The following is a 12,385-nucleotide window of genomic DNA, read 5'->3' on the forward strand; positions in this document are numbered from 1 at the left end:
CCCTGCCGGACAGGCCTTCTCATTGAAGGACTTTCTGTCGAGCTTTATGCTGGTCGAGTTGCTCAAGGGCATGCGGCTCACGGGCAAATATGCATTCCGCAGCAAGATCACGCTCGAATACCCGGAAGAAAAAACACCCTTGTCACCGCGCTTTCGCGGGCTGCATGCTTTGCGGCGTTATGAAAACGGTGAAGAGCGTTGTATTGCCTGCAAGTTGTGCGAAGCCGTCTGTCCGGCGATGGCGATCACCATCGAATCAGAAGTGCGCGACGACGGCTCACGCCGTACCAACCGGTACGACATCGACCTGACCAAATGCATTTTCTGTGGCTTCTGCGAAGAAAGCTGTCCGGTTGACTCGATTGTAGAAACGCACATCCTTGAATTCCATGGTGAGAAACGGGGCGACCTGTACTTCACCAAGGAAATGCTGCTGGCCGTTGGTGATCGCTATGAGCGTGAGATCTCTGCCAACAAGGCCGCAGATGCCAAGTACCGCTGACCACTCAGAAAGATAAATTAGCTATGGATGTCAAGACGGGTCTGTTTTATGTTTTTGCGACCGTGCTGTTGCTGGCGGCGTTTCGTGTGATCACGGCGCGTAATCCGGTGCATGCGGTGTTGTTTCTGGTGCTGTCATTTTTTCAGGCTTCCATGATCTGGATGCTGCTGGAAGCTGAATTTCTGGCGATCACCCTGGTGCTGGTTTATGTCGGTGCCGTGATGGTGCTGTTCCTGTTCGTGGTGATGATGCTTGACATCAATATGGACGGTATCCGCGAGGGATTCTGGAAGCATTTCCCGCTGGCTGCCGTGGTTGGTGTCGTCATCATTGTGGAAATGTCCGCAGTATTGATGACTGGGTTCCAGACCAGTGCCGCGCCGGCAGCCCTGGCAAGTCTTGGACAAGCTGCAGCTGAAGTGTCCAATACCAAAGCACTCGGGGTATTGCTCTATACCAAGTACTTGTATCCCCTTGAAATTGCGGCGGCAATTCTGCTGGTCGGCATGATTGCCGCCATCGCACTGACCTTGCGCCATCGCAAGGACGTCAAGGCGCTCAAACCGGAAGAACAGGTTCGCGTAAAGTGGGCGGACCGCCTGGTGGTCGTCAAGATGGATGCCACCCAAGCTCCAGCAACAACGCAAGCCGCTGAGTCAGCTATCGTGGAGAACAAAGCATGACGCTCACACTAGGTCACTTTTTGTCGCTGGGAGCCATCCTGTTTGCGCTCTCCGTCATCGGTATTTTTCTCAATCGGAAAAACCTGATCGTGCTGTTGATGGCGATCGAGCTGATGTTGTTGGCGGTCAATACCAACTTTGTCGCGTTTTCGCATTATTTGGGCGATTTGAATGGACAGATCTTTGTCTTCTTCATTTTGACTGTGGCTGCGGCTGAGACAGCCATTGGACTTGCCATCCTGGTGCTGTTGTTCCGTCTTAAATCGAATATCAATGTGGACGAACTTGATTCGCTGAAGGGTTAACAAAAATGAGTCAAACCCTTTCTTCCTCAACACTGCTGGTCATTGCATTGGCCCCCCTGGTGGGTGCCCTGGCCGCCGGTATCCTGGGCACCAAGTTTGGTGGCAACGTGATCGGTCGGCGCATGTCGCACTCGGTGACCATTCTGGGTGTGCTGCTGTCTTTTGTGTTGTCGGCCATGACACTGCAAAGTGTGGTCGTCGATGGCGCCCGCTTCAACGAGACCATTTACACCTGGATGGTGGTGGGTGGTCTCCATATGGAGATCGGTTTCCTGGTGGACGGCCTGACGGCCATGATGATGTGTGTGGTGACCTTCGTGTCATTGATGGTGCACATCTACACCGTGGGTTACATGGAGGAAGACGCCGGCTACAACCGCTTCTTTGCCTACATTTCCTTGTTTACTTTTTCGATGCTGATGCTGGTCATGAGCAATAACATGCTGCAGTTGTTCTTCGGCTGGGAAGCTGTGGGCCTGGTGTCTTACCTGCTGATCGGCTTCTGGTTCAATAAGCCGAGCGCCATTTTTGCCAACATGAAAGCCTTCCTGTTGAACCGGGTTGGTGACTTCGGATTTATCCTGGGAATTGGTTTGCTGGCGGCCTACACCGGCACACTCAACTACAGTGAAGCATTTGCGCAATCGGGTGAACTGGCCAAGCTGAGTTTGCCCGGCACCGACTGGATGCTGATCACCGTCATCTGCATTTGCCTGTTCATTGGCGCCATGGGCAAGTCGGCACAGTTCCCATTGCATGTCTGGTTGCCTGACTCCATGGAAGGCCCAACCCCCATTTCGGCGCTGATCCACGCCGCCACCATGGTGACGGCCGGCATCTTCATGGTGGCGCGCATGTCACCGCTGTTCGAACTCAGTGACACCGCGCTCAATTTTGTCCTGATCATTGGCGGCATCACGGCGTTGTTCATGGGTTTCCTCGGCATCATCCAGAATGACATCAAGCGCATCGTGGCGTATTCAACGCTGTCGCAACTGGGTTACATGACCGTCGCCCTGGGCGCTTCGGCTTATTCGGTGGCGGTGTTCCACCTGATGACCCATGCGTTCTTCAAAGCACTGTTGTTCCTTGCCGCAGGCTCGGTCATCATGGGTGTGCACCACAACCAGGACATCCGCTGGATGGGCGGCTTGCGCAAGTACATGCCCATCACCTGGCTGACCTGTCTGCTTGGTTCACTGGCCCTGATCGGAACCCCCTTCTTTTCGGGTTTTTACTCCAAGGACGAAATCATCATGGCGGTGCATGCCAGCAACTTGCCAGCCGCCGGTTTTGCCTATTTCGCGGTGCTGGCGGGGGTTTTCATTACCGCCTTCTACTCGTTCCGTCTTTATTTCCTGGTGTTTCATGGCAAGGAGCGTTTTGACCAGAATCCCGATGCGCACCACGGGCATGACCACGGTCATCATGGCCATGACGACAAGCCGCATGAATCTCCCTGGGTGGTGACTGTGCCGCTGGTCCTGCTGGCCATTCCTTCGGTACTGATTGGTTTCTTCACCATTGGCCCGATGCTGTTCGGTGACTTCTTCAAGGACGCCATCTTTGTCAACGCAGAAATCCACAAGGCGATGGAGATGCTCCGTGAGGAATTCCATGGTCCGGTCCAGTTGGCACTCCATGGCCTGAGCGCAGCACCTTTCTGGCTGGCCTTGGCGGGTGTGGTGACTTCCTACTATATGTACATGGTCAATCCGGCCCTGCCTGCGGCCATCAAACGCCGTGTCATGCCGATTTACACCCTGCTTGAAAACAAATATTACATGGACTGGTTCAACGAAAACGTGTTGGCCCCTGCCGCGCGCGGCCTGGGTGTGGCGCTCTGGAAAGTGGGCGACCAGACTGTGATTGACGGTGCGGTCGTGAATGGTTCCTGGCGCATCGTGGGCTGGGTCTCGGGTGTGGTTCGCAAGTTCCAGACCGGTTACCTGTACGACTATGCGCTGACCATGGTCCTCGGTATCTTTGTTCTGATGACGTATTTCGTCTGGCTCAAATAGGAGACATATAAAAATGGGTTTGCTGAGCCTGGCTATTTGGACACCGATTGCATTCGGTGTGGTGTTGCTGGCACTTGGTCGTGATGACCAGGCGCGGGCTGTTCGCTGGATCGCGCTGTTGGGAGCGGTGGTGAGTCTGTTGGTGACTCTGCCGCTTTACACACGGTTTGATCTGACCACAGCCGCCATGCAGTTTGTCGAGACATCGCCCTGGATAGAGCGTTTCAACATCAATTACCACCTCGGTATTGATGGCATCTCGGTGTGGTTCATCCTGCTGACGGCGTTCATCAACGTGATTGTGGTGATTGCCAGTTGGGAATCCATCACGCGTCGGGTCAACCAGTACATGGGCGCCTTCATGATTTTGAGCGGCCTCATGATCGGTGTCTTTTGTGCGATCGACGGCATGCTGTTTTATGTCTTCTTCGAAGCCACCCTGATCCCGATGTACCTCATCATCGGCATCTGGGGCGGGCCCAACAAGATCTATGCAGCGTTCAAGTTCTTCCTGTACACGCTGCTCGGCTCCCTGTTGATGCTGATCGCCCTGATCTACCTGTACAACACCGCAGGCGGCAGCTTTGATTTGCTCACCTGGCACAAGATGCCGCTGGGGCAAACGGCGCAAACCCTGCTGTTTTTTGCCTTCCTTGCAGCGTTTGCGGTCAAGGTGCCGATGTGGCCGGTGCACACCTGGTTGCCCGATGTCCACGTTGAAGCGCCTACCGGCGGGTCTGCGGTGCTGGCGGCCATCATGCTGAAACTCGGTGCTTATGGTTTCCTGCGTTTTTCCATGCCCATCGCACCTGATGCGGCCCATGAGTGGTCGGGCCTGATGATCGGCTTGTCGCTGGCGGCTGTGATTTATGTCGGCCTGGTCACCCTGGTACAGAAAGACATGAAAAAACTGGTGGCCTATTCGTCGGTGGCGCACATGGGTTTTGTCACGCTGGGTTTCTTTATCTTCAATAGTCTGGGCGTTGCCGGCGGCATCGTGCAAATGATTTCCCACGGCTTCGTGTCGGCGGCCATGTTCCTGGGCATTGGCGTGTTGTATGACCGTGTCCATTCGCGCGAAATTGCCGCTTATGGCGGCGTCGTCAACACCATGCCCAAATTCACGGCTTTTACCCTGCTGTTCATCATGGCCAATTGCGGCACGCCGGGCACGGCTGGTTTTGTCGGTGAATGGATGGTGATTCTGGGCTCAGTCAAGGTGAACTTCTGGGTCGGCATGGCCGCCGCCAGTGCGCTGATTTTTGGCGCCGCCTATTCACTCTGGATGTTCAAGCGCGTTTACCTCGGGCCGGTGGCCAACGACCATGTCAAGCATCTGAAAGACATCAATGCGCGTGAGTTCCTGTTCCTGTCACTGCTGGCAATTGCCATCCTCTACATGGGTGTGTATCCCAAGCCGTTTACCGATGTGATGGATGTGTCAGTGGCTGAGCTGCTGAAACATGTGGCCGTGACGAAACTGAACTGATCAGTCTGTACTGACAACTTTGAGATAAGAGATACCTATGATTGACAAAATCAGTTTGATCGCGGTTTATCCGGAAATCATCTTGCTCGTCATGGCTTGTGTGATTGCCCTGTTTGATCTCGGCGTCAAAAGCCGTACCCGCACCGCCACCTATGTGGTGACCATGCTGACCCTGGCTGCCGTGGCCGCCTTGCAGGCCAGTTACGCCTCCTCCGGCGAGACGCTGTACGCGTTCGGCAACATGGTGGTCAGTGACGCCATGGGCAACTGGCTCAAGTGTTTTGCCACGCTCGCGGTCATGGTGACACTGGTCTATGGCCGTCATTACGCGGCTGACCGCGACATGCTGCGCGGTGGTGAACTCTTTGTCCTGAGTCTGTTTTCACTGTTGGGCATGTTCGTCATGATCTCGGGCAACAACTTCCTGGTGATCTACATGGGTGTTGAGTTGTTGACCTTGTCAAGCTATGCGCTGGTGGCATTGCGCCGCGATTACATCCTCTCGGTCGAGGCTGGCATGAAATATTTTGTGCTCGGCGCACTGGCTTCAGGCTTCCTGCTTTATGGCATGTCCATGCTTTATGGTGCAACCGGCACCCTCAATGTGCAGGAGGCATTTGCAGCCATTCAATCGGGTCAGCTCAAACATCAGGTGCTGGTTTTCGGTCTGGTATTCATCGTGGCTGGCCTGGCCTTCAAGCTCGGTGTGGTGCCCTTTCACATGTGGATTCCTGACGTTTACCAGGGTGCACCCACGGCCATCACCCTCATGATTGGTGGCGCCCCCAAGCTGGCGGCTTTTGCCGTGTTGACCCGTCTGCTGGTGGAGGGCCTGATGCCACTGTCTTTTGATTGGCAACCGATGCTGATGTTGCTGGCCATTGGTTCGCTGGCCATTGGTAACCTGGCGGCCATTGCGCAGACCAATATCAAGCGCATGCTGGCTTTTTCAACCATTTCCCACATGGGTTTTGTCCTGATCGGCATGATGTCGGGGGTTGTGAGCGGCCACCCCGAGGCGGCAACCAATGCCTACGGTTCCTCCATGTTTTATGTGGTCTCCTACGTGTTGACCACACTGGCCAGTTTTGGTGTGATCCTGCTGCTGTCTCGCAGTGGTTTCGAGAGCGAAGAAATTTCCGACTTTGCAGGTCTCAACCAGCGTAGTCCGCTTTATGCCGCCATCATGGCTGTTTGCCTTTTTTCATTGGCTGGTATACCTCCCATGATTGGTTTCTACGCCAAACTGGCTGTGCTACAGGCCTTGGTGTCTTCAGGCGGTACGCTGCAATTGGTGCTTGCCGTTTTTGCCGTGATGATGTCCCTGGTCGGCGCCTTTTATTACCTGCGTGTGGTCAAGGTCATGTACTTTGATGCGCCAGCGGGTTCTTCCCTGGTGGCAGCACCGTTTGAAGTACGTGCCGTGCTGTCACTCAATGGCGCCTTGCTGCTGATTCTGGGCTTGGTACCTGGCGGTCTGATGGCTTTGTGCGCCAACGCCGTCACGCGGATGCTGACCACTTAGTGGCCTGGTTGCGCTTCTCAAACTGACTGCTGATGGACAAACCCGCGTTTGACCATCTGATCGAAAACAAATTAAGCAGCACTGAACTTTTCAAGGGCCGGCTCCTGCACGCATTTCGCGATGAGGTCAGCCTGCCCAATGGTGCTGTAGCCACACGCGAATACGTGGTGCACCCCGGGGCCGTCATGGTGGTTCCGCTGCTTGAAGACTCGGCAGGCAGTTTGCAAGTGGTGCTGGAACGCCAATTTCGTTATCCCGTGGGCCGGGTCATGATCGAGTTTCCAGCCGGCAAACTCGATGCCGGCGAGGAATGCTTTGCGTGCGCGCAACGTGAGCTGCGCGAAGAAACGGGTTACAGCGCCAGTCAGTGGGCCCATGCAGGTGTGTTGCACCCGCTCATTGCTTACTCCACCGAGTTCATCGACATCTGGTTCGCGCGCGGCTTGAGCAGGGGGCCGCGTCAACTCGATGAAGGTGAATTGCTGGATGTCTTTACGGCCACCCCGGCACAATTGCTCGACTGGTGCCGACAGGGTTTGGTCACCGACGGCAAAACCCTCACCGCTGCACTTTGGCTGCAAAACGTGATCTCCGGCAGTTGGTCGCTTGATTGGCGGGACGTGCTTTAAGCTGCTTATGTGATTTTTGCATAAGTAGATGAGTGCGCTGGGGGCTTGCCCTTCCAGCACCCTTGTGCTTCCTAGAATCATCGGTATCCAAAGCATTAACTGGAGACCTGCATGACCCATGCCACCCTTGCTGAGCTGCGTACCCATACCCTGGACAACGCCGGCGCAGCCGCCCCCGTGCGTGCTGATTTTGTTTCAGCCTATTTCGAAAACACCGATCCCGATGAATTGCAGCAACGCGGTTCCGCCACCTTGCTGGCCCTGGCGGCCGCCCATTGGCATTTGCTGGATTCGGCACCCAATACCAATGGTGGACGCATTCGTGTCTTCAACCCGACGCTTGCCGAAGATGGATTCGACAGTGAACACACCGTCATTCAAATTGTGCACGATGACATGCCGTTCCTGGTGGACTCTGTCACCATGGCCATCAACCGCAGTGGCCGCATGGTGCACTGGATTGTTCATCCGCTGCTTGCGGTTGAGCGTGATGCCAATGCCAGGGTTACAAGTGCCTTGCTCGCCAGGCAGGATGCACTGCCCGGACATCAGATTTCTTCCCTGATTCTGGTGGAATGCGACCGTATTTTGCTGGCTGCTGACCGCGACCAGCTCGCGGCCGAGTTGTCGCAGGTGTTGCGTGATGTACGCGTCGCCGTGAGTGACTGGGCGCCCATGCTGGCGCACCTGCAAGCCGTGCGCGAAGCCTCGGCCCAGTCGCCCTTGTCGGCCAAGGGCCAACAGGAGGGGGTCGAATTTCTGCACTGGCTTGAGTCACAGCATTTCACTTTTTTGGGCGCACGCGACTACCAGTTGGTGCGTGACGAAGATGGCGTCAATCTGGTCGCCGTCGCAGCATCCGGTCTGGGCATTCTGCGCGGTGAACCTAAAACACCGGTAAGCCGTTTACCCCTTGACGCGCTCGAATTTATGGACTCCGACCAGCTGGTGCTGGTCACCAAAGCCATGACACGTGCCACGGTGCATCGCCCCTCGTGGCTGGACTGTTTGACCATCAAGCGCTTTGATGCGTCTGGCAAAGTCATTGGAGAATCCCGCTTTCTGGGGCTTTATACCTCCAAGGCCTACGCTGCTCGGGTTCCAGACATTCCGCAAATACGGCGCCGGGCAGCGGACGTGATGGCGGCTGTGGCGGTGCTGCCAGAGAGCCATGCGGCCAAGTCCTTGCAGACGATTCTTGACGCTTACCCGCGTGACGAACTGTTCCAGATCGATACGGCAACGCTGATCGAACATGCCGTGGGTATCCTGCGGTTGCAGGAGCGCCAGAGGGTCCGCGTTTTCTTGCGCCGCGACCCCTTTGGCCGCTTTACTTCGGCCCAGGTGTTTGTGCCGCGTGATCGTTACAACACCGAACTGCGCTCCAAAATTGGTGACGAACTCAGTCTCGCCCTGGATGGCCAGTCGATCGAGTTCACCCCCACGCTGACCGACAGTCCGCTGGCCCGCATTCACTACCTTGTGCGTGCGCGCCAGCAGGCACCGCGCAACATCGATGTGTCGGCGCTTGAGCTTCGCATTACCCAGCTCTCCCAGCGTTGGGAAGACGATTGCAAGCAGGCCTTGCTGCACATCCATGGCGAAAGCCGGGGCCTGGCATTGGCCAGTCTTTTTGCCGACAGTTTTCCGGCCGCCTACCAGGAGGATTTTTCTGGGCGCATGGCCGCCGATGACGTGCAGGTGCTCGCCAACCTGTCGTCAGACCTGCCGATGGCGGTGCGCCTGTACCGCCCGTTCGACAGCAGTCCGGGCATGGTGCGTTTCAAGATTTTCAGCCTGGGCAAGGTCGCGCTGTCGGATTCGTTGCCGGTGCTGGAACGCATGGGTGCGCGCGTGCTGGATGAGCACCCCTATCAGATGCAGCTTGCAGCGCCACAGACTGACGCAGCCGATTACTGGATTCACGACCTCGGCCTGCAACTGCCGCCAGAGGCCGAGTTCGCCTTGATACGTGAGCGCTTTGAAGCCCTGTTTGTCCAGGTCTGGGGCAAGGCGCTTGACAGCGATGACCTCAACAAACTGGTGCTGGTCACCACGCTGGATGCCCGTGCGATTGCCGTGTTGCGGGCCTACACCCGCTACTTCAAGCAACTCGACTTTCCCTACAGCCAGAGTTATCTGGAGGCCGCTCTGTACAAGAATGCGGCCTCGGCGCAAGCGCTGTACCAGCTGTTTGAAGCCCGTTTCGATCCGGCGCAAGGGCAGGATCGCGCTGCCCAGGAAGCCGGCGTGAGCGCGACCATTGACGCCCAATTGAGCGCCGTGGCCAGCCTGGACGAAGACCGCATCCTGCGCCAATACCACCGCACCATCCTCGCCACCTTGCGCACCAACGTCTGGCAGGCGAGCGCAGCCGGCGGGCACAAGCCTTACCTGAGTTTCAAGTTCCAGTCGCACGACGTGCCCGGCATGCCCGAGCCCAAGCCGCTGTTTGAAATCTGGGTGTATTCCCCGCGCGTTGAAGCCATCCACCTGCGCATCGACAAGGTGGCACGGGGTGGCATGCGCTGGTCGGACCGGCGCGAAGACTTCCGCACCGAGATTCTGGGCCTGGTCAAAGCCCAGCAGGTCAAGAACACGGTGATCGTGCCGGTCGGCTCCAAAGGCGGCTTTGTGCTGAAAAATCCTCCGCCTGCCAGTGACCGCGAGGCCTTCATGGCCGAGGGCATTGCCTGCTACAAGCTGATGCTGTCGGGCATGCTTGATCTGACCGACAACCTGGTCAAGGGCCAGGTGGTGGCACCCAACAATGTGGTGCGCCATGACGCCGATGATCCTTATCTGGTGGTGGCTGCCGACAAAGGCACGGCCAGTTTTTCCGACATCGCCAACAGCGTGTCGGCAGACTATGGTTTCTGGCTTGGTGATGCCTTTGCCTCGGGCGGCTCGGTGGGCTATGACCACAAAAAAATGGGCATCACCGCACGCGGTGCCTGGGAATCGGCCAAACGCCACTTCAGGGCTTTGTCGCATGACATCCAGACCACGCCTTTCACTGTGGTCGGCATTGGCGACATGTCGGGCGATGTGTTTGGCAACGGCATGCTGCTGTCAACGCAAATCAAGCTGGTCGCCGCGTTTGACCACCGGCACATCTTTATCGACCCCGCGCCGGATGTGGCGCGCAGTTTTGCCGAGCGCCAACGCCTGTTCCATCTGCCCCGCTCCAGCTGGGACGACTTTGACCGCGGCGTGCTGTCTGAGGGCGGAGGCATTTACCCGCGTTCGGCCAAGTCGATCCATTTGTCTGAGGCCGCGCGCGCGGTGCTGGGCATAGCGGCCACGGAGTTGGCGCCCAATGATTTGCTGCATGCGCTGCTGCAGGCGCCGGTGGACATGATCTACAACGGCGGCATCGGCACCTACGTCAAATCCTCGCACGAGAGCCACGCACAGGTGGGCGACAAAGGCAGCGACGCGTTCCGGGTCAATGGCAATCAATTGCACTGCAAGGTGCTGGTGGAAGGCGGCAACCTGGGCTGCACCCAGTTGGGACGCCTTGAATATGCCCAGGCCGGTGGCCTGATCTACACCGACGCCATCGACAACTCGGCCGGTGTCGATTGCTCCGACCATGAGGTCAACATCAAGATTCTGCTGGACCGCGTGGTCGAGGCGGGCGATCTGACGCTCAAACAGCGCAATGACCTGCTGGCCTCCATGACCGACGAAGTGAGTCACCTGGTGCTGGCGGACAACTACTACCAGACGCAGGCGCTGGACGTGGCCTGCCACCGGCCCCTGTATGTGCTGGCTGGCCAGCAGCGCCTGATCCAGTGGCTCGAAGGAGCCGGGCGCCTGAACCGGGCCATCGAGTTTCTGCCCACCGACGAAGAGTTTGTGCGCCGGCGCTCGCTCAATCAGGGCCTGACAGCCCCTGAAGGCGCGGTGCTGCTGGCCTACGCCAAGATGTCGGTGTTTGACGACTTGCTGGCCAGCAATTTGCCCGACGACCCGTATTTCAGCCGCGTCCTCAAGGCCTATTTTCCCAAGGCACTGACCGAGAAATTCTCCGCCGCCATTGACCAGCATCCGCTCAAACGCGAAATCATCGCCACCTATGTGGCCAATACCGTGGTCAATCGCAGCGGGGCCACATTCGTGAACTTTCTGGCGGCCGAGGCCGCTGCCAGTACCGCAGATGTGGTGCGGGCCTACACCCTGGCGCGGGAAATCTTTGACCTGGAACCTTTGTGGGACCAGATTGATGCGCTCGATGGCGTCGTCACCAGCAGCCTGCAGCTTGACCTGTTGAGCAAACTCATCGCCATTGCGCAGCGTGCCTCGCGCTGGATGCTGCGCGCGCGCTCCAAATCCTCTGATCTGCCCACCCTGATCGCGCGTTACCAGCCCGGTGCCCGTGAGCTGCGCGCCAACCTGGAAAACTGGTTGCCCGCCAGCGCCGTGACCAGTTGGGAACAGGCCACGCAAAAGCTGGAGCAAGCGGGGGTGGCTCCCGAGCTGGCGCGCAAGCTGAGTGCGCTGGAGTTTATTTTCCCGGCGCTCGATCTGGTGGACCTGACCGAACAGGCCAACACCACGCTGGCGCAAGCCGCTCAAACCTATTTTGGTGTCGACAGCGTGCTGGGTCTGAGCGCCTGGCGTACCCAGATCAATCGCCTGTCCACCGACAGTTTGTGGCAAACCCAGGCCCGGGGCAGCGCACGCGAAGACGTGTATGCCATTGCCAACCAGATTTGCCTGAGTGTGCTGCAGCGCTTTGACGGGGTGAGCGCCTGGTCAGACGCCAATGCCGCCAGCATCGAGCGCCTGTGCAAATTGCTGCAAACCATCAGCACCCAGGCGCCCGACCTGGCCCCGGTGTCGGTGGCGCTGCGCGAGTTGCGCCACCTGGCTTGAACCGTCATCGCGAAGCGTGGCGATCCATGCATCTGCCGTCGTCACTGCGAGCGAAGCGCGGCAGTCCAGGCATTCTGGCAGTCATGGATTGCCGCGCTTCGCTCGCAGTGACAGCCATGCGTTACGCAAGACTTGCGCTAATCGCTGTTGAACTGCAGTGTCGCCAGTCCGGCGTAGAGCCCGCCGGCGGCGTGCAGTTCGGCATGCGTGCCCTGTTCCACCACCCGGCCCTGGTCCAGCACCACAATGCGGTCGGCCTTGACCACGGTGGCCAGCCGGTGCGCAATGACCAGCGTGGTGCGCCCGCGCATGGCCGACTCCAGCGCGGCCTGCACCATGCGTTCGCTTTC

8 protein-coding genes and 1 pseudogene are annotated in these 12,385 nt (G+C 57.8%); 8 read left to right on the forward strand and 1 reads right to left on the reverse strand.

Going from position 1 to position 12,385, the window contains the following annotated elements; all coding sequences use genetic code 11:
• Positions 1-22: 22 nt before the first annotated feature.
• The 8 genes from nuoI to NDI87_RS12990 all read left to right on the forward strand — a co-directional run bounded on the left by nuoI (position 23) and on the right by NDI87_RS12990 (position 12,035).
• Positions 23-502 (forward strand): NADH-quinone oxidoreductase subunit NuoI, encoded by a 480-nt coding sequence (nuoI, locus tag NDI87_RS12955; protein ID WP_296275706.1) that lies wholly within the window; start codon positions 23-25, stop codon positions 500-502.
• A 23-nt stretch (positions 503-525) separates the two neighbouring features.
• The gene (locus NDI87_RS12960) at positions 526-1,185 is read left to right on the forward strand and encodes an NADH-quinone oxidoreductase subunit J (protein WP_296275694.1); all 660 of its coding nucleotides are present in this window, start codon (positions 526-528) and stop codon (positions 1,183-1,185) included.
• Complete coding sequence (gene nuoK, locus NDI87_RS12965; protein ID WP_296275696.1) at positions 1,182-1,490, forward strand: NADH-quinone oxidoreductase subunit NuoK; 309 nt, start codon at positions 1,182-1,184, stop codon at positions 1,488-1,490. Before NDI87_RS12960 ends, nuoK begins: the two co-directional genes overlap by 4 nt.
• 5 nt (positions 1,491-1,495) lie before the next feature.
• Positions 1,496-3,511, forward strand: a complete 2,016-nt coding sequence (nuoL, locus tag NDI87_RS12970; RefSeq protein WP_296275698.1) for an NADH-quinone oxidoreductase subunit L — start codon at positions 1,496-1,498, stop codon at positions 3,509-3,511.
• A 13-nt stretch (positions 3,512-3,524) separates the two neighbouring features.
• On the forward strand, positions 3,525-5,000 hold the full coding sequence (locus NDI87_RS12975) for an NADH-quinone oxidoreductase subunit M (protein WP_296275700.1): 1,476 nt from the start codon (positions 3,525-3,527) through the stop codon (positions 4,998-5,000).
• 37 nt (positions 5,001-5,037) lie between these two features.
• Complete coding sequence (gene nuoN / locus NDI87_RS12980) at positions 5,038-6,525, forward strand: NADH-quinone oxidoreductase subunit NuoN (RefSeq protein ID WP_296275702.1); 1,488 nt, start codon at positions 5,038-5,040, stop codon at positions 6,523-6,525.
• A gap of 32 nt (positions 6,526-6,557) precedes the next feature.
• Positions 6,558-7,154, forward strand: coding sequence for an NUDIX hydrolase (locus tag NDI87_RS12985; RefSeq protein WP_296275703.1), 597 nt, complete (start codon positions 6,558-6,560; stop codon positions 7,152-7,154).
• A 111-nt stretch (positions 7,155-7,265) separates the two neighbouring features.
• Positions 7,266-12,035: an NAD-glutamate dehydrogenase gene (locus tag NDI87_RS12990; RefSeq protein ID WP_296275705.1), complete on the forward strand. Its 4,770-nt coding sequence runs from the start codon at positions 7,266-7,268 to the stop codon at positions 12,033-12,035.
• A gap of 137 nt (positions 12,036-12,172) precedes the next feature.
• On the opposite strand, the pseudogene NDI87_RS12995 reads toward NDI87_RS12990, so the two are convergent.
• A pseudogene (locus NDI87_RS12995) lies at positions 12,173-12,385 on the reverse strand (ABC transporter); the annotation flags it as partial.

Origin of the sequence: Rhodoferax sp., from assembly GCF_023701345.1 — a bacterium.
Taxonomy (GTDB): Bacteria; Pseudomonadota; Gammaproteobacteria; order Burkholderiales; family Burkholderiaceae_C; genus Rhodoferax.